Source organism: Rhodospirillales bacterium (assembly GCA_023898785.1).
Taxonomy (GTDB): Bacteria; Pseudomonadota; Alphaproteobacteria; order Micavibrionales; family Micavibrionaceae; genus TMED27.
This window is the reverse complement of record CP060239.1, coordinates 2123827-2141981: the sequence shown is the minus strand read 5'-3', so window position 1 is coordinate 2141981 and position 18155 is coordinate 2123827. Positions and strand designations below refer to the sequence as shown.

At 46.8% G+C, this 18155-nt stretch carries 16 protein-coding genes; 10 read left to right on the top strand and 6 right to left on the bottom strand.

All coding sequences use genetic code 11. The annotated features are described in order from the left end of the window. Positions 1–61: 61 nt before the first annotated feature. The gene (locus H6859_10665) at positions 62–340 is read left to right on the top strand and encodes a hypothetical protein (protein USO05567.1); all 279 of its coding nucleotides are present in this window, start codon (positions 62–64) and stop codon (positions 338–340) included. Between the two features lie 134 nt (positions 341–474). Then, positions 475–960, top strand: coding sequence for a phosphomannose isomerase type II C-terminal cupin domain (locus H6859_10660; protein ID USO05566.1), 486 nt, complete (start codon positions 475–477; stop codon positions 958–960). 6 nt (positions 961–966) lie between these two features. Here the strand turns inward: H6859_10660 and H6859_10655 are convergent, their stop codons facing one another. Both H6859_10655 and H6859_10650 read right to left on the bottom strand, forming a co-directional pair. After that, positions 967–2481, bottom strand: a complete 1515-nt coding sequence (locus H6859_10655; GenBank protein USO05565.1) for an oligosaccharide flippase family protein — start codon at positions 2479–2481, stop codon at positions 967–969. A 124-nt stretch (positions 2482–2605) separates the two neighbouring features. Further along, entirely contained in the window at positions 2606–3409 is an 804-nt protein-coding gene (locus tag H6859_10650; GenBank protein ID USO05564.1) for a sulfotransferase family protein, read from the bottom strand. A 167-nt stretch (positions 3410–3576) separates the two neighbouring features. On the opposite strand from H6859_10650, the gene H6859_10645 reads away from it, so the two are divergent. Both H6859_10645 and H6859_10640 read left to right on the top strand, forming a co-directional pair. Next, the gene (locus H6859_10645; protein ID USO05563.1) at positions 3577–4506 is read left to right on the top strand and encodes a glycosyltransferase family 2 protein; all 930 of its coding nucleotides are present in this window, start codon (positions 3577–3579) and stop codon (positions 4504–4506) included. 67 nt (positions 4507–4573) lie between these two features. After that, positions 4574–5266: a hypothetical protein gene (locus H6859_10640; GenBank protein ID USO05562.1), complete on the top strand. Its 693-nt coding sequence runs from the start codon at positions 4574–4576 to the stop codon at positions 5264–5266. 9 nt (positions 5267–5275) lie between these two features. Here H6859_10640 and cysN read toward each other — a convergent pair whose 3' ends face one another. Together cysN and cysD are read right to left on the bottom strand one after the other, a co-directional pair. Further along, entirely contained in the window at positions 5276–7165 is a 1890-nt protein-coding gene (cysN, locus tag H6859_10635; GenBank protein ID USO05561.1) for a sulfate adenylyltransferase subunit CysN, read from the bottom strand. Beyond that, positions 7165–8076 (bottom strand): sulfate adenylyltransferase subunit CysD, encoded by a 912-nt coding sequence (gene cysD, locus H6859_10630; protein USO05560.1) that lies wholly within the window; start codon positions 8074–8076, stop codon positions 7165–7167. The genes cysN and cysD overlap by 1 nt, the downstream gene beginning before the upstream one ends. A gap of 236 nt (positions 8077–8312) precedes the next feature. Here cysD and H6859_10625 point away from each other — a divergent pair, with 236 nt between their 5' ends. The 3 genes from H6859_10625 to H6859_10615 all read left to right on the top strand — a co-directional run bounded on the left by H6859_10625 (position 8313) and on the right by H6859_10615 (position 11530). Continuing rightward, a complete protein-coding gene (locus tag H6859_10625) occupies positions 8313–9089 on the top strand; it encodes a sulfotransferase family 2 domain-containing protein (protein USO05559.1) in 777 nt (258 codons plus the stop codon). 92 nt (positions 9090–9181) lie between these two features. Next, positions 9182–10126 carry an acyltransferase gene (locus tag H6859_10620; GenBank protein ID USO05558.1) on the top strand — a complete coding sequence of 315 codons (945 nt, stop codon included), beginning with the start codon at positions 9182–9184 and terminating at the stop codon, positions 10124–10126. 12 nt (positions 10127–10138) lie between these two features. After that, positions 10139–11530: a hypothetical protein gene (locus tag H6859_10615; GenBank protein ID USO05557.1), complete on the top strand. Its 1392-nt coding sequence runs from the start codon at positions 10139–10141 to the stop codon at positions 11528–11530. Here the strand turns inward: H6859_10615 and H6859_10610 are convergent. Beyond that, positions 11477–12781, bottom strand: a complete 1305-nt coding sequence (locus tag H6859_10610; GenBank protein ID USO05556.1) for a glycosyl hydrolase — start codon at positions 12779–12781, stop codon at positions 11477–11479. The genes H6859_10615 and H6859_10610 overlap by 54 nt on opposite strands. A gap of 128 nt (positions 12782–12909) precedes the next feature. Between H6859_10610 and H6859_10605 the strand changes: the two genes are divergently transcribed. Beyond that, positions 12910–14067, top strand: coding sequence for a glycosyltransferase family 4 protein (locus H6859_10605; protein USO05555.1), 1158 nt, complete (start codon positions 12910–12912; stop codon positions 14065–14067). A 161-nt stretch (positions 14068–14228) separates the two neighbouring features. Here H6859_10605 and H6859_10600 read toward each other — a convergent pair whose 3' ends face one another. Beyond that, on the bottom strand, positions 14229–15308 hold the full coding sequence (locus H6859_10600) for a glycosyltransferase family 4 protein (protein ID USO05554.1): 1080 nt from the start codon (positions 15306–15308) through the stop codon (positions 14229–14231). 99 nt (positions 15309–15407) lie between these two features. On the opposite strand from H6859_10600, the gene H6859_10595 reads away from it, so the two are divergent. Together H6859_10595 and xrtD are read left to right on the top strand one after the other, a co-directional pair. Further along, positions 15408–16514, top strand: a complete 1107-nt coding sequence (locus H6859_10595) for a glycosyltransferase (protein ID USO05553.1) — start codon at positions 15408–15410, stop codon at positions 16512–16514. Further along, complete coding sequence (gene xrtD, locus H6859_10590) at positions 16511–18076, top strand: VPLPA-CTERM-specific exosortase XrtD (GenBank protein USO05552.1); 1566 nt, start codon at positions 16511–16513, stop codon at positions 18074–18076. The genes H6859_10595 and xrtD overlap by 4 nt, the downstream gene beginning before the upstream one ends. Positions 18077–18155: the final 79 nt, after the last annotated feature.

Here is an 18155-nt window from a genome sequence, read left to right as displayed (position 1 = left end):
CTTCGGTCATAGATCGTAGCTTAACTCACTGTCCGAATTCTTGGGACCACCTCTAAATGCGTTGGCTGTTGTTAATGAAATTGCAGCCGCGTGGTGGACCGCACAAGGTTATACGATCGAAGAAAAAGACGGCGTTAAACAATTAATCGGAAAAAACGCTAAAACAGGTGAGGATGAACCGGATAAGGCGCGTACACTCACATGGGCGAAAATAGAAGAAAGCCCGGACGGTACCTTCTACATCGCTAGTCCCATAAATAAACCGGCTTTTGCTAAATGGCGGAACCATCTGCCGAAAGGCGTGACGATGCCGGAAGATAAGGAATTTTCAAAGAGTTAGAAGCCTGTAAAATAAGCAAGTCTACCCACCGTAAAGAAAAAACTTGATTTTAGATGACATAACTTTTAACAGGAGATAATGAAAAAATACAATGGCATTCAAGCCTGAATAAAGGCAAAAATAATAAAATAGTCATGACACTGAATACCGCCATAAACAGAGTGCAAAGATATGCATGCGATCTTGAAGCCTATAAGATTGGCGACAGCGACACCCGCCCATGGGGCAGCTACGTTGTAACCGGTGTTGGCCCCCTCAAAGACGGCAGCGAATATTGCGAGAAGACCATCACGCTTATGCCGGGAAAAATCCTTTCTTTACAATCCCATGAGCTTCGTACAGAACTATGGCGGGTAGAAGAAGGTACGCTGACGGTCGTGCTAAACGGACAGCGTTTGACTCTGAACGCAGGTGATATGATCAATATCCCGCTTCAAAGCGTACACTGCATGGCAAACCTGACAAGCAAGCCTTGTAAGATCTACGAAAAACAAACAGGCATCTGCCGCGAAGAAGACATTATCCGCTACGTCGATGCCTATGGCCGAGGTACACAGACTGGCGCCGCCGAGGACAGCCTAACGCTTTACCGGGAGATTTTAGACGAAATTAAATCCTGAAAAACATCAGGAAACCAACCGCTTTTTCATTTGTGAAAGTATATTTTCTCCCTTTCCCCACACGACAGCTTCAATACCGGCAGGATAGCCAGCCAGTCGCCAAAAAATAGCAATGGATACTATGTAAAATAACAGCCCCCCCAACCCCACACCGGCAAGGCTAAAGGCCAAAGCAATCACAGAATCGTCCATAATAACCAGAGGCCGTAAAAACCACAAACTTCCACCCATAAGGAAAAGAGCAAATACAGTGCGTTGCAATACCATAATTTGACAGGCAAAAGAACACCCAATCAGCTTACGCACCGCCTCCATACTGATAAGTACCGTAAACAACCCACCGATAATGCGAGCGCCGACAACCCCCATCACGCCATAAGTAACGCACCCAAAAAACAACAACGGCACAGCGACGCAAAATTCTAAAACCGTGCGCCATGTCAGCATACGCGCTTCATCAAGCGCTAAGGCCAACTGATCAAGGTTAATGACGGGCAGAGTCAGCAATGCTGCAATCGCAATCCATTGCAAAAGGCTTCCTGCCTCTTCCCATTTTGGACCTAAAACCAGATATACAGCGGGCACAGCCAAAAGCGCGAGCCCAACAAAAACCGGCCCGGCAAAAGCCAGCATGGCATTTGATGTCTTAAGATAGGTCTTCATCAATTCTTCCGGTGGCCTTACACCACGTGCTGAGTAAGACGCAAGCACCGGACGTTTCAAAGGCACAACAATAGACTGAAGCGGAATATTGTTAAGATCAGACGCCATCGTATACTGACCAAGCGTTGCCTTGGGTACAAAATATCCAAGCAAGAGCTTATCCATTTGCCATTTCAATGCACCAATAAGCTGTGTCAACGAATTCCACCCCACATAATTTTTAAACAACACCCATTCCGATAGGCAAAAACGTGGCCTGTAGGGAGCGGCCCGATAAGAGAGCAAATTCATGACAAAAGGCGTTGTAATAGTTGAAACGGCAATCGCCCAGTAAGAATGGGTGGAAAAAGCCACCGCACAGGAAGCAACAAGTGCAGCGGTTTTCCCCGCAATTTCAATGCCGGCTTCCGGCATAAAATTCATCTCCCGCATATAATCGACCATGCGGGGACTAAGAAGACCCCGCAAAATGGGAGCGATAGACAAGGCTGCCACCAAAGCCACCAGCCGGGGTTCATTATAAATATACATCATGACAAATCCCAATGCGCTCAAAACGACTGCCAACAAAACACCGCGTAAAAAGGCAAGGGTAAAAGCCGTGTCATACATAGCCCGGCTTGGTTTTGAAACACGTAACAAAGCAGCAGCCAAAGGAAGAGACGTCACAGTTTCTGCAATAATAACCGATGTCATAGCCAGCGCGGTCAGGCCAAAGTCAGCCGGGCTGAGCAGACGCGAAAGAATAGCCAGAGTAATAAGGTCCAGACAGCGGCACACAAGTTTTCCCGCGATGGTCAGAGACCCGCCATTCGCAATTTTGTGGGAAAAAGGTATTTCTTTTGAGTCAAAAGACATGATCCGATAACCTCAGGCGCTCCAAACACAAGGCGTAAGAGCAAATTATGTTAGGCGTGTTGGAGTTGCCTTACCTAAACGAGCGTTCCTATATTACTTTGCCACCGCTGTCCAATTAAAACATCTACACAGGATCATCACGGATTATACGTATAAACTTCTTATAGACGCTTTGTATTTTTTCGTGTGTTGATTCCGTAATTTCAAGGTTTCTTGTTTTTGAGAGCGACGTTCCGTCACCGTCGGCTAGAATCTTATTAAACTTGTCAGAAGAAAGAGGGTCCCCCGCTCCTTCTTTTGTAGAAGCGCTGCGACTTTCGTATTTGTTTTCCAGCGGGGGAGAAATTCCAATGAAAGCACTAATTCTATTAAGCTGCGCATCGGGACCGGAAACCAAATCACTATGCGTTAGCCCAAGCCTGTTCCTGGCTTCAAAACGATGCCAGGTTTTTATAATGTCGCTTACGCGTTCTATATAGTAATCCGCAGCCAGTTGGTCTGTACAAAAATCTTTGGAATTAATTCGTTCAAACAAATTGCGAATGGACAATATGGAAGCTTCAGGCTCTCTTGCCAAAAAAATCGCTTTTGAATTATAAAAGTCTTCACAAACATTTTTGTCGTAAGACGAGTGCAATATTTTATCAAATAAATAGTCGGATTTATGTTTCCAGCTTTTTTCTTTTATCTGCCGTATAACTAAATTTCCAAGTTTTGACCGACTTCCATACTCTATATGAGCCTCTCCAAAACCACTTATAGAAGGGTGATTTGTAAGCACGTTACTAAGCGCAGTTGAGCCGCACCTCATATGTGCAATAACGAAGATAGATTTACTAAACTCACATTGGCCGTTTATGTTACTCACAGCGAATCCCAAACAGTCCTTTACGAGATTGTGGATAGGACGGTTATTGTTTGCTGTCATAACATAGACCTTAAATTAACAGGGACAACGCATAAGAGCTCATGACATCTGGCGCGCTCAAAAGAGTTCTCTTGCCTAATGGAGCGTTTCTATATTATTTTGTCGCTGCTGTCCAACCAGAATTTAACATATTTGTTTTTGAGTTATAAGATAAAACAGTTAGAGTCATGATATATCCCTACGTAATTATTGCCACAAAAGGACGGGCGAAGGAAACATACGTCCTTCTGGATTATCTGGCGCGGCAAACGCTTACCCCCACGATGACTCTTGTCGTCGGAGCGGAAGATCAGGATATTGCCGGATTGAACGATCACCCTATGGCGCTTTCAGGATCTTACGAAGTGTTTGTTTCCACAAAAATCGGATTAACCTGTCAGCGCAACGCAGGAATTGAAGCATTAAAAACCCAAGGCGCTTTTAACGGCGAACCGAATAGTTACTTCTGCACATTTTTCGACGATGATTTCCGGCCCGCGCCCGACTGGCTGGAAAAAGCCGCAACCCGTTTCGCCAAAGGGGATATTGTCGGCCTGACGGGTCGCGTTCTGGCTGACGGCGTGATGAGCGGAGGTTATAGCGAAGAAGAAGCCGCCGCTTTCCTGAGTGAGCAAAAACCTCCCCTTAAACACTGGGCCAACCAGAACCATGAAAGCGAAACAGACTGCGCCTATGGCTGCAATATGGCGTTTCTTGGCACGGCTATCAGCGCTCTGCGCTTTGATGAAAACCTCCCGCTTTATAGCTGGCAGGAAGATCGCGATTTTACCGGCCAATGTTTACGATTAGGCCGCGTAATCCGTTATCCGGATTGTATCGGCGTTCATATGGGCGCAACTGGCGGGCGCACCAGCGGCCTGCGTTTCGGCTATTCGCAAATCGCAAACCTCCATTACCTGATCCGCAAAGGCACTGTGCCGTTCAGGGCCGGGTTTATGCAAGCCGTACGCAATTTTATCGCCAATATCCTGAAAACCCTTATCCCCATCCGCCGCGATGTCGATTATACAGGGCGTCTGCGCGGCAATCTGATGGCTTTGTTTGATCTCTCGCGCGGAAGATGTGATCCACGCCGGATTACACAGAAGGAATTTTGAAATTAAGTATGTTTATTTTTAACGCAGCAATAAGGGTGCTATAGTCACTACAAAAAGAGAATGGCTGATGATTACTCTGCATCAGCTCAAGCAGAAGGTTAGTATGGCTGTCATAAGTTTCAAACACAATTTTGCATTCGTTAAAACTCATAAAACAGCAGGAACTGCTATAGAAGTTTCCCTATCGCCGTTGCTGCCTCAATCCGACATCCTGACTGAAATTAAACCAAAGGAAGAAGGACACAAAGCCAGAAACCACAAAAGACTATTTAAACAAAAAATTTACAATCATATGTCTTCTTCCGAAATAAAAAATTTCCTTGGCAAAGAAAAGTCAATGGAGCTAACATTTTTTTGTATTGAAAGAGAACCCATCGATAAATGCATCTCTCACTACTGTATGCTTCGATATTCTTCCTATCACAACAAAGACAGTTCCTACAAACTATCATGGGAGGAATATGTAGAAAAAGGAGACTTCCCAGAAGATGTTTCACTATATAGCAAACGCAATGAAACAGGTGATTTGGAACTTGATGTAGATCTCGTTCTGCCATATGAGAATTTGGAAAAATCACTACAAGGCTTTTTCTCATCAAAGGGCTTGATGGGTTTTAGTATGACTTCAAAAGCCAAAAGCGGGTTCAGAAAACAATCTGAAGAAGTTCCTTCTATTGATACAGTTAAACCCTCGCATAAAGAAAAAATTTATAAAGCCTTTGAAGACAGTTTAAAATTGGCGCAGCTATATAATACGTAACGACAACCTCTACGTATCCATCAGCAGAGCCACGATTTTTTCTGCCGCTTCTTCTGCGGACATCTTGTTTGAATCGATAGTCAGATCCGCGTATTCCGGACGCTCGTAAGGGCTGTCGATCCCGGTAAAGTTGGCGATTTCCCCTTTGCGGGCTTTTTTGTAAAGACCTTTAGGATCACGGCTTTCAACCGTTTCAAGAGAAGCATCAACAAAAACCTCGATAAACTCGCCATCTTCAAACAAACGCCGCGCCATACGACGTTCAGCCCGAAAAGGCGAGATAAACGACACCAGCACGATCAATCCCGCATCGGTCATCAGCTTTGCAACCTCGGCCACGCGGCGAATATTCTCGACGCGTTGAGCATCGGTAAAGCCCAGATCGCGGTTCAGACCATGGCGCACATTGTCCCCATCCAGCGTATAAGTGTGCTTACCAAGTGAATGAAGTTTCTTTTCGACCAGGTTCGCAATCGTCGATTTTCCAGCCCCCGACAAACCAGTCATCCAAACAACCCGTGGCGTCTGATGCATGAGAGCCGCGCGTGTATTTTTGTCAACATCAAGAGCCTGCCAGTGAATATTAGACGCCCGGCGCAACGCGAAGTTAATCGTCCCTGCGCCAACCGTAGCATTGGTGATCCGGTCGATCAGGATAAAGCTGCCCGTCCCCGGAATATCCCGGAATATATCGAAAGGAAAATCCCGTTCGGCAGAAAAGTTGCACACGCCGATTTCGTTAAGCACCAAAGAGTGGGCAGCATGCTCCTCCATCGTGTTAACATTGATCGTGTATTTAAGCTTCGTCACACTTACCGGCACCTGATGTGCCCCGGTTTTCATGATATAAGGACGGCCGGGCAGCATTTTTTCATCTCCCATCCAGATCAGATACGCTTCAAACTGGTCAGTAATTTCCGCCGGATGTTCGGCAGCACAAATCATGTCGCCGCGCGAGATGTCGATCTCGTCTGCAAGCGTCACTGTTACGGATTGGCTGGCCACCGCCTCGGGCAGCTCACCATCGAACGTAACGATCTTGCTGACACGGGACGTTTTGCCAGACGGCATAACCTTGATTTCCATCCCCGGCTCAATCCGGCCGGCGGCAACCTGACCGGAAAACCCGCGAAAATCAAGATTCGGACGGTTAACCCACTGAACCGGCATACGAAACGGACAGTCCTGCGCTAAATCTTCAACCTCAACTGTTTCCAGATAGGCCATCAGGGTCGGGCCATCATACCAATCCATTTTAGCGCTGCGCTGCATAACATTATCTCCACCCAGGGCTGACATCGGAATGCAGGTAATATGCTCAATATCCAGCCCCTTGGCGAAAGCGCGGTAATCTTCTTTAATCGCCGTGAACGCTGCTTCGTCATAGCCAATCAGATCCATCTTGTTCACCGCGACGACAACATGTTTAATGCCCATCAGGCTGGCAATAAACGAATGACGCCGCGTCTGCATCAAAACGCCCTTGCGCGCATCAATCAGGATAATGGCCACATCTGCCGTAGATGCGGCCGTTGCCATATTGCGGGTATATTGTTCATGCCCCGGCGTATCGGCCACAATAAATTTACGGTTTTCAGTCGAAAAAAACCGGTAGGCCACGTCAATCGTGATCCCCTGCTCCCGCTCAGCCGCCAGCCCGTCCACAAGCAACGCAAAATCAATAGAATTACCTTGCGTACCAACCTTTTTTGAATCGCTTTCCAGCGCCGCCAGCTGGTCTTCGAAAATCATCTTGGAATCGTATAAGAGCCGCCCGATCAGGGTCGATTTCCCGTCATCCACCGAACCGCAGGTAATAAATCTGAGCAGCGTCTTGTGTTCATGCGCCCGAAGATACTCTTCCACATCCTCTTCAATCAGGGCTGAATCGCTATGCATCAGAAATAGCCATCCTGTTTTTTCTGCTCCATAGAAGCATTGCTGTCATTGTCGATCACCCGCCCCTGCCGTTCAGAAGTTTTGGTCAGCAGCATTTCCCGAATAATCGCAGGCAGCGTATCGGCGCTGCTTTCAATTGCACCGGTCAGCGGCCAGCAGCCAAGTGTACGAAAACGAACCTTCTTCATGGCAGGTTTTTCGCCCGGTTCCAGCTTCATCCGGTCGTCATCAACCATGATCAACGTACCGTCACGCTCAACCACGGGCCGCTCGGCGGCAAAATAAAGTGGTACGACCGGGATATTTTCCAGATAGATATATTGCCAGACATCCAACTCTGTCCAGTTGGATAGCGGGAAAACCCGGATCGACTCTCCATCGTGCTTGCGGCAATTATACAGGTTCCACAATTCAGGCCGCTGGTTTTTAGGGTCCCAGCGATGCGCCTTTGAACGAAATGAAAAAATGCGCTCTTTGGCCCGGGATTTTTCCTCATCCCGACGTGCACCACCAAATGCCGCATCGAATTGATAGTGATCAAGCATCTGTTTAAGTGCCTGCGTCTTCATAATCTCCGTATGCAGCGCCGAACCATGCGTAAATGGCCCAATCCCCTGTTTGACGCCTTCCTCGTTAATATGGACCAAAAGCTCGGCGCCAGCTTCCTGGGCCATTTTATCGCGAAAGGTAATCATATCGCGGAATTTCCATGTCGTATCGACATGAGCCAACGGAAACGGCAGCTTTGACGGATGAAACGCCTTACGCGCCAGATGCAGCATAACCGCCGAATCCTTCCCGATCGAATAAAGCATCACAGGATTTCTGCACTCAGCCACAACCTCACGCATGATGTGAATGCTTTCGGCTTCCAGCCGCTGTAAGTGTGTCAGAGTATTCATAGCCGCCATATAGAGTAACTGTTCCAGTCTCGGATCAAGCGGTAATATGTATTGTAAGTAATAAAATAGCAAGGAGAAGATTCCCTGCCGGACAATTCGATGGATTTGTTTGATATTTTGTAGGGAAAATGCAATGTTCACCAGATTATTAAGAGAGGGGCTTAAAAGCAGATTCCTTATTTTTAGGAAAATACAATACTTCTCAACAACTTATTCAAATTGAGTTTTTAAATTGAGTTTTTAAGATGTCAGTTTTTTATCCTCCCGGTCTTGAAGTAAACAATAAATATTTAAAGCGCATCCCCTATTCGCAAAATGTAAAAATTCTAAAAACTAAACTTAAATTCAAATTACACGCTCAAGATAACCCTATTACCCATTTTTCCAAAGCAGAAGCCTTCTTTATTCGCATACCAAAAAATGCATCCACGTCACTATCTCAATTTTTATTTCCCGAAACAAAGTATGAGCTTCCGCATTATTCCGCAGAATTTTATAAGACACTTTTCCCTAATTATTACAGTAAATGGCTGGTATTTGCACCGCTAAGAAATCCGCTTGACCGCATTGCATCAGCCTTTACTTATTATCGCTCATACACGAAAGTGCCTGCTGAAAAAAAGTTAATGGAGGAAGAATATTCATTCTTAAAAACATTTGAAGATTTTGTATATTGGTTGAACGATATTGAACATATCGAAGAACAGGAAATTATGCGTTGGAGCCATTTTCGGAAACAAACGGATTTTATATGCGATACAAATGGCGATATTATTGTCGATCTATTGTTTCCTATTGAAGATATGAAAAAAGGAATCGAGTTCTTGCGTAAGCGATACAAGGCTACAGGAGAAATTCCACACAATAACAAATCAACCACTCAAAAACATGATACATTACCTACAAAACCCATCGAACGTTATTTCTCTGAAGACTTTAAAGTCTGGAGCCAGGCAATAAATGACAAAATTATTTTTAATCATAATAACAAGCCTGGACTTAACCTCCCCAAGGAAAAATAGTGTCTTATAAGTCCGAACAGGTCTATCCATCTAATGTACATAACGCATCCCAGCGTATAGACTGGCCAGATGCGGCGCGAGGCCTATGCATCATGCTTGTTGTTATCGGCCATGTCATCGGCGGCTTACGAGATGCTCAGCTTGTCCCGATCGATGGAATTCTGGTGCAAATTTTCAATTATATTTATACGTTCCACATGCCTGCCTTTTTCTTTTTATCGGGGATGTTTGCCTCGTCTTTGGAAAAGAAGGACGGAAAGAAATTTGCAAAAGACCTTCTGATCAGGATTTACTATCCCTGTGTGCTATGGTCTGCGGTCCAGACATTTTCCATGAATCTGACCGGCTCGCTCCTCAACCACCCCCAGGATTTCTCATGGTTTCAGATCAGAAATATAGCGCTAGGAAATGTTTCACAGTTCTGGTTTTTAAAAGCTCTGATTTTAATGCAGATCGTGCATTACCTCTTTTCCAGATTTATGAATAAAAAATACGAATTGGTCTTTTTCTTGCTTCTTTTAGGTCTTTCTACGTTTCCGGCCCTTCCTTCGTTTTTTACCCCCTTTGCTAAGTTCGGGATATATTATGGACTTGGAACGCTTTTGTTTCAGGATAAAGAAAAAAAAGAATGGACAGACCTTTCATTCCTGTTTTTAACACTTGTCGCAGGCATCCTCTGGTTTGTTGTTTCTTCATATAGCTTTACTCAAACAAATCTTGCAGAAATCGGTACGCCAAAATATCTCAGCCAAGTACCATCCACTATCCTGGGGTGCGCCTTTATCTTTTTCCTGGTACGCATATCCTACATTCGGTCATTCTCTGCCCTAGTGTATATTGGCCAAAGGACCATGCCTATTTATGTTCTCCACGTGATGATTGTAGCCGGCACCCGAATTTTTATGGTGAAAGGTCTTGGTTATTCCGATCCGCTTGTCATTTTCCCTATAGCTTTAATACTGGGAACAATCATCCCTGTTATTTTTTATGATATGGCCCGGAGATTTAACCTGCAGCGCTGGTTAGGGCTGGGCTAGGAGCATCATGAAATGAATACGGTTTCTGTCATAGCGCTGCTCATTATTCTTGGAAGTATTATTCTTTCACCAACGATCCTGTTAGCATCCGTCTTCATATGCTCTTCCTTTAGTGCAATGACCGTGTTGCCGGGAAACGTTGTCCCCGCGATGCTCGCATCCATTATATTCTTGTTTCGTATCGGCATCAGTCAGAATTTTGTGCCGTCTTTCCTTGCTGCGCTTTTTCAACCGCGTCAGCTTGGGTTTTTGGGAATCTTCTGGCTGATTTCCCTTATCGGAGCGATGTTTCTGCCCCGATTATTTAACGGCCAGATTTTTACTTTTAGCTTAAACACGGCAGAGTTGGAACCTGTTCGTCCACAAGGAACGAACTATACACAAACAGCCTACCTGACGATGTCCGTTTTTATGGCGGCATCTGTTTGCATTCTTTTACAAAAGAAACATGAATTTCTAGATGCGCTGTTAAAGGCAATCTTCGCAGGTGGCTATGCGATCATCGCAACAGGCCTTATTGATATTATCGCCAACCTTTTAGGAAAGGCCGATATGCTCAAAATTTTCTATACGGCCAACTATGGCTATTCCGCAGGCAGTATTTTGGGAACGCGCCGTGTGCTGGGCCTGACGCCTGAACCCGCAGCTTTTGGAGGACTTGCCATGACAATGGCCTCTTTGCTGCTTTTCCTGCGCCCGGTCTATGCGGAAAAAATGCGCCGTTTTTGGGTGCCGCTCCTCGGCTGGAGCTGTATGGCCATGGGCTTCTTATCCACCTCTTCAACGGCCTACGCCTCTCTTTTCCTGATGCTCGGCCTCTATCTTTTTTATAATGTTGATGCCGTTTCTGAAGAAGGAAAGATCTTGCATAAATCTATCACAAAAAAAATGCTGAACATCGTTTTTCTTGCCGTCTGTTTTTTATTAGCTGTATTACTAAGTGGAAATTTTGTTGATCTGATCAATACGCTTTTAATCGAAAAAACAGGGACATCTTCCTATATAGAACGCTCAAGCTGGACGGCGGCAGGGCTTAATGCTTTTATTGAAAGCTATGGCCTGGGCGTTGGTATCGGGAGTGTCCGAACGTCAAACTTCTTTGCGAATATTCTGGCCAGTACGGGCCTTCCCGGTGCACTCTTTTTCAGCCTGTTCCTCATCTCGCTCTATCTCCGCCATGCACCAAAGCGCAATTCACGTGAAGAGGCCGTTATCAAGGCGATCAAATTTGCTCTATTGCCCATGTTTGCTGCAAAATTTCTTGCAGGAACAACCCCTGATTTCGGCGTGCTTCAAGGCATCTTGTTTGGAACAATCATAGCTTTGTCACAAAGCAACGATTCTTTAGATTTAATGAAACTCCAATATCAACGCATGGTCATTAAGCGTAAGCGGAATCTCTAAAACATCTGAAAGCATTTTTTGCGGTTCAGAACCTTCCGTCACATCAAAAATTTTAATTTTAGCAGCAGGTTTGGCAAGCTGGATAATAATATCATCCTGACCCTTGACCCTTTCACCCCAAACAACAAGAAAAAACCTCCCATCACTTTTCTGCAGCAAGAGATCGTGAACCGTATCGGGTTGATTGGGAATTCTATAAGCCAGCCTTCCGGGTTTAAAATCACCTGACATCGTATCTGCCAGAACAGTCGTAAGATTATGGATGTAGTGCGCCGCGGCTTTGGGCTGCCAGTCTTTGCGATAAATCCCCTGCAATCCTTTACTGCCTTGAGCTTCACCCAGTTGATAAATGAACGTATAAGTCCAGCCGCGCTTGAATTGCGCCAGGTAGGTATTCACAAGCATAATCCCTTGTGTACGCTCCTCAGACACGCCTTTTTTAGTTGCCCAGCCCGTTTCTGTTGAAACGCGCGGCAACCGCATAAGCCCTTCATTGCTGTAACCTTTATATTTCTTGCGCCAGGTACGCCCATAGTTTCCGTAGAGCCCGTCCCAGAAACTATCCAGCGTCGGATCAGCAGCGTTCCATGCCTGATTATCAACATGACGGCCGCCGTTACCACTGACATAATTATGAGCATTCGCATAATCTGCATACATGGTCCCGGCAGGCATAAGCGTACCGGCCCCTTCGGGGATAGTCAGGAACTGAAGCCCGACATTGTCAGTTTGCGCGCCGCCTTCTGAAATATTAAAAACAGGATAGTCCTTGAGGAGTGGATCGGCTTTAACAGCCTTATAGAGATCGCGTTGAAATTCAGCGACGACCTTCCATGAACCTTTGCCGCCGCCCTTTTCACCCTTGTAAGTAATGGGCCAGTTATTCGGCTCGTTCGGCCCCTCTATAGACATAAGGATATTATGTTTTGCAAGTGTCTGCGCAGCATGAATCAGATGGTGCAGCTTGGCGCCAACAAGATTAACACGTACACCTGTTTCTTTATGAAGCATAAAATAGCCGGACAGGTTTTTAGGCGCATCGCGGATATTACGGATACCTGTATATTTAAGAGGCTCAATATAATTTTTGGGGTTATACCCTTGAGCAACGTGGGTATTGATCCCAAGGGAGTTCAAAAAATCATCCGCGCTTTTTGCAGGAACGCCGGAGATTGTTTGCTGCGCCTGCGCCACAAACGCAAAAAAGGTAAAAATTAAAATAAAAATTAGCAAGGCAGAAGAAGATTTCATAAAACTGTCTCTTCATGACGTCAGGGCATATGGACTGTGGAAACCATAAAAGGATCATATAAACTTGTCTATAAAGCATTTTATCCGTTATATGGAGCGCTCGTTTTAGGCTGAGGAGTATTGGAACAATGCAAAACCTACGACAAATAGCCAAAAGCATTTACTATTTTTTCTTTGCAAAAATAGCCCATACCGCCCTGCGGAAAAGTAAAGCACAAGATGAAAAGACACACAGCAAAAAAACAATCAATATTGTCTGCCGTTTCCGTGTGCAAAACGGGCTTACAAACGGAGCCAACTATCATATGTGCGCCCTTGAAAAGCTGGGCTACGATGTCCGCCGAATTGATATTACCCCGGCAATCAGAAACCCTTTAAAGAAAATCGAGGGCAGCAAACAAGACATTTATATCTTTCATTGCGCAGCGCCACAGTTTTTGCAACAGGCCTGGCCCCTGAGGGAAAGTTTAAAGGAGAGCGGGAAAAGGATCGGCTATTTCGCATGGGAATTGCCGGAGCCACCGGTAAACTGGCCGGTTTATGACGATGTCTGGGACGAAATCTGGACAACAAGCAGCTTTTCCGCGCAAGGACTTGGCAAGCTCTATAAATGTCCTATCCATGTTGTCCCCCATGTGATGGAAAAATACAGCCCGGCCCCGCGCGTATGGAAAAAAGGGCAGGAGTCCCTGACATTTCTGACAATGGCGGATGCGCGCTCCGGCCTGACCCGTAAAAATCCGGCAGCCGCTGTAGACGCTTTCCAAAAAGCATTCCCAACCAAGCAGGACGTTTCACTGATAATCAAGCTTCAGGGCAGCACGGATATACCGGAAATCAAAGCTTTTGTTGAATCTGTGACAAAAGACTCGCGTATTAAAGTCCTGATGAAAACCCTCTCGCGCGAAGAAATCGACGAGCTGATAACAAAGTCACACGTCTTTGTTTCTCTGCATCGGGCCGAAGGTTTTAGCCTGCCGTTACTTGAAGCGCGAATGGCGGGGCTTGCAACAATCGCAACAGCATGGTCCGGCAATATGGATTTTATGAATGAAAACGATAGCATTCTGGTCCCCGCGCGCCTTGTTGAAATGTTCGATGAAAGCGGTGTTTACGGCACCGTGACCTGGGCCGACCCGGACACGGATTTTGCCGCCCGCGCCATGCGGCGTATGTATGATGATCCAGAGAAAATGGCCGCCATCGCCCGCGCCGGCTGGGAGGCCAGCAGCCCGGAAAAACAACTCGAAGAATATGAAATAGCGATTAAAAAGGCAGGACTATAGTCGTTTGAATTAAGAATTATACAGGTCTGCAAATGAAGCTGTTTTTGAAAAAATCTCCTCAAAGTACCTGTATGTACGTTGTCGTCGATTTTTTCAAAAGCCAGTCATTTTCGACTCTGTATAATTCTTAAGTTGAATGACTATATAACGCAAGAAATGTATTAACCCATATCCATAAGCTCATCGAGCATCTTTCCCGCACTTGTCTTCCATGAAAATGCCGGATAACGCGCTGTGCCTTTTCTGATTAAATCCTCCCGCGCGGAAAGGTCATCCAGAAATTCCCGCATACGCCGCATGCAATCTGCCGGGTCGCGCGGATCGAAATAAAGCGCCGCATCCCCGCAAACTTCGCGCACTGGCGGAATATTCGAAGCCAGCACCGGGCAGCCTTGCACCATCGCCTCCAGCGGCGGAATGCCGAAGCCTTCATACAAGCTGGGAAACACAAGCGCCCGCGCATGGCGGTAAAGAGCAACAATCTCCTGGTCCGTAAGGCGGCCCGGCAGAATAACATTCTGCGCTTGCGTCTGCGTCCTTTTCCCGAACACCTTCGCACTCGACGCCCCGACAATAACAAACGCCGCGTCCTCACGCTCCAGCGCATGAAATGCCCGGGTCGCCATATCCAGGTTTTTCCGGGGCACTGGTGACCCCACAAACAGAAAATATGGCCGGTTCTTCAGGGCAAGTTTTTCAATGATCCCCTCATCGAGCGCGCAGCGCAGGATATGCTCATGCCCGTTGTAAATTACGGGAATAGCCTCAGCGGAAACGCCCAGCACAGCAGCCAGATCCCTGCGTGAAAATTCAGAGACGGTGGCGATCCGGGTCTGCCGCACCAGCAGGCAGCCTAAAATCCTGTGAAACGTCCGATAAGCAGAGGAAAAATCCCCCGGCATCCGGTACGGCGCGCCGTCGTGGATCACGACCATCTGGCGCGGGTGAAGAACGGGACCGCTATTGGTCAAACTCAGCAAAACGCCGTCACGCGTTTTTCGATACAGATCCCATTGCTCCCATGCATGACCCTGCCGCGATCCGCAGGTCTCAAAGCCAATAACTTTCAGCCCTTCCGGCGCGAGCGTCCCCGGTGGCGAGATAATAGTAACATCCGGACGATCGGTCTGCTCCGCCAGCAACTCATCCATCGCCCAGACGATCTCACGCGCAAAACGCTCCGTTCCTGTCACAGGTTTCTGAAGAAACCGGCCATTGATATAGAGTGGATGCTTTGCCATTTGTGCCTTCCGAAATCAGCCCCGGTTATAAAGAGAACCTGAAGCCTGTGCAAGAATTCTTATCTTGCCAGTCCGGCCCTCTATCCGTATAAAACTCGCATGAAAGTGGCTGTTTTACACGACTGGCTGGAAACCTATGCCGGAGCAGAGCGGGTTCTGGAGCAGATATTAAAGCTCTACCCGGAAGCTGATTTGTATGCGCTGGTCGATTTTCTGCCCAACGACAAACGCGATTTTATCGGCGGGCGCAGGGCGAAAACGACGTTCATCCAGCACTTGCCGCTGGCGCGCCGTTATTTCCGTCATTACCTGCCGCTGTTCCCGATGGCGGTAGAAGCACTGAATTTAAGCGCCTACGACCTGATTATTTCCAGTTCTCACTGCGTAATCAAAGGCGTGCGCGTGCGCGATGATCAGACACATATTTGCTATTGTCATACGCCGGTTCGCTATGCCTGGGACATGCAGGAAGAATATCTCTCTACGACCGGGCAAGGGACGGGGCTGAAAGGCAAACTCATCCGTTTCTTCCTTAGGCGACTCCGCAAATGGGATAAAAAAACCGCGCCGCGCGTAACATCCTACATCGCCAATTCAAACTTTATCGCCGAACGTATCAAAAAATTTTATGGGCGGGAGGCGGCGGTCATCCATCCTCCGGTGGCCGTGCAGGATTTTGAAGCCTGTGCGAACAAGCAAGATTATTACTTCACCGCATCGCGCATGGTGCCTTACAAGAAATTCCCGCTGATTGCGCAGGCTTTTGCGAAAATGCCGGAGCGCAAGCTGGTTATGATTGGCGCAGGGCCGGAAGCCCACAAGGTCGCGGCGATCGCGGACAAAGCTCCCAATATCGAGTATTTGGGTTATCAGCCGTTCCCGGTTCTTAAAGAGCATATGCAAAAAGCCCGCGCCTTCGTTTTCGCGGCGCAGGAGGATTTCGGGATTATGCCGGTCGAAGCGCTGGCGTGCGGAACGCCCGTCATCGCCTATGGCAAGGGCGGTGCGCTGGATAGCGTAACGCCGGAAACCGGCGTTTTCTTTGATGAACAAACGCCGGAATCGATCATCGCTGCCGTCGAAGCTTTCGAGAAAAAGGAAGAGACCATCACGCCGGAGGCTTGCCGAAAGCAGGCGGAAAAATTCGCGAAAGACATCTTCGCCGCCCAAATGCGCAAGCATATTAAAAAGGTTCTGGGCACTTGAAAAACGTTGCTGGAAAATTCAGGAAATTCTGGCGGTCTGAGTTTAGTTTCTGGGGGCTAAGCGCACTATCCCTAACCATAATTGTGCTGACCTTCCTCCCAATCTATGGAGGACTCTGGAATTCCTGGCAGCGCGATGAATACAGCCACGGAATTCTGATACCCGTAATTGCACTACTTATAGGATGGCACAGACTAACAAAAAGCAAACCCGTTCCCGCACCGTCATGGACGGGTCTGGTTCTGATTTTTACGGGATTCATATTTTTAATTCTCTCCAAGCTCTCCGCTTTCATGCCGCCCGCTTATTACGGGTTTATACTGTGCTTGGCCGGACTGGTCTTGTCTTTCGGCGGCTTGCAAAGCTTTCGGGTATTATTGCCAGCTTTAATATACCTTGCCTTTGCAGTTCCGCTGCCGCGCCTGATTGAAGTAGCGCTCACAGCGAAAATGCAACTTTTGTCTTCAACGCTCGGTGTCATAATTTTACAATTTTTGGGCATTTCAGTTTTTCAGGACGGAAACATTATTGATTTGGGTCAGGCAAAACTTCAGGTTGTCGAGGCATGCAGCGGTCTTCGCTATCTTTTCCCTCTTATGAGTCTGGGTTTTCTGATCGCTTTTCTGTTCAATGGAACGTTCTGGAAGCGCGCGTTGATCTTCCTTTCAACAATTCCCTTAACGCTGGGAATGAATTCATTGCGAATAGCCGTAACGGGAATACTGGTCAATATATTTGGCCCCGGCGCAGCCGAAGGCATCATGCACGATGCGGAAGGATTCTTTGTTTTCGGGCTGTGTTTAGCTCTTCTTTTTATAGAAGTATGGTTGCTTTCGCGAAGCAAAAACAAACCCTGTGGAATAAATTTCGACTATCTGCGGATTCCTTCCGGAAACATCTTCGGAGGAAAACCGGCAGTCGCAACGCCAGCGCTTGCTACGGTTGTCCTGAGCCTTTTGATGGCTTGCGTTTTACTTGTCGCAAACCCTGATAACCGGGAAAATCAAATACCGAACAGAGAATCTTTTCATTCTTTTCCTCTATCACTGGAGCAATGGGAAGGTCATACGATAGCGATGGCGCCGGACCTCGTGAAAACACTGGGCGCGACCGATTATTGGAACGCAAGCTATACCCGTTCAAATATTCCGGGCAATGTTGACCTTTTTATTGCCTATTATGACGAACAGCGTACCGGAAACTCTGCCCACTCTCCGGCCAATTGCATTCCGGGGAGCGGATGGAATATCGTAAGCCGCGAGATAGTTCCCGTAGAACTAAAAAATATGACGTTTGGCGTAACGCGCATGCGCATTCGAAAAGGGCCGCAAGCTCTTCTTGTCTATTACTGGTTTGACCAGCGTGGGCGGCTTATCAATGAACAATACAGCGCGAAATGGTTCTTGCTTGTCGATGCGATTCTAAAGAAACGCACAGACGGCGCTGTTATTCGATTGATTACTCCGATTCTAGAACAAGAGGGAAAAGATGCAGCAGATCAACGCCTCGTAGATTTTATACGCGATATTTACCCCGTAACAAAAAAATATATTCCCAATTAAACTACAGGGGTAAAAAACTTGATTTTTTATAATCATACATATAAGGAACCCGTACAAAATAGCTGCGCTTTCAAGAAAG

Bases quoted from the DNA above. Each gene is read 5' to 3' on its own strand.
- H6859_10655 (USO05565.1), bottom strand. From the start codon at position 2,481: ATGTCTTTTGACTCAAAAGAAATACCTTTTTCCCACAAAATTGCGAAT.
- H6859_10595 (USO05553.1), top strand. From the start codon at position 15,408: ATGAAAGTGGCTGTTTTACACGACTGGCTGGAAACCTATGCCGGAGCA.
- H6859_10620 (USO05558.1), top strand. From the start codon at position 9,182: ATGCTTGTTGTTATCGGCCATGTCATCGGCGGCTTACGAGATGCTCAG.
- H6859_10645 (USO05563.1), top strand. From the start codon at position 3,577: ATGATATATCCCTACGTAATTATTGCCACAAAAGGACGGGCGAAGGAA.
- H6859_10600 (USO05554.1), bottom strand. From the start codon at position 15,308: ATGGCAAAGCATCCACTCTATATCAATGGCCGGTTTCTTCAGAAACCT.
- cysN (USO05561.1), bottom strand. From the start codon at position 7,165: ATGCATAGCGATTCAGCCCTGATTGAAGAGGATGTGGAAGAGTATCTT.
- H6859_10640 (USO05562.1), top strand. From the start codon at position 4,574: ATGATTACTCTGCATCAGCTCAAGCAGAAGGTTAGTATGGCTGTCATA.
- H6859_10625 (USO05559.1), top strand. From the start codon at position 8,313: ATGTCAGTTTTTTATCCTCCCGGTCTTGAAGTAAACAATAAATATTTA.
- H6859_10660 (USO05566.1), top strand. From the start codon at position 475: ATGACACTGAATACCGCCATAAACAGAGTGCAAAGATATGCATGCGAT.
- H6859_10650 (USO05564.1), bottom strand. From the start codon at position 3,409: ATGACAGCAAACAATAACCGTCCTATCCACAATCTCGTAAAGGACTGT.
- H6859_10605 (USO05555.1), top strand. From the start codon at position 12,910: ATGCAAAACCTACGACAAATAGCCAAAAGCATTTACTATTTTTTCTTT.
- H6859_10615 (USO05557.1), top strand. From the start codon at position 10,139: ATGAATACGGTTTCTGTCATAGCGCTGCTCATTATTCTTGGAAGTATT.
- H6859_10610 (USO05556.1), bottom strand. From the start codon at position 12,781: ATGAAATCTTCTTCTGCCTTGCTAATTTTTATTTTAATTTTTACCTTT.
- cysD (USO05560.1), bottom strand. From the start codon at position 8,076: ATGGCGGCTATGAATACTCTGACACACTTACAGCGGCTGGAAGCCGAA.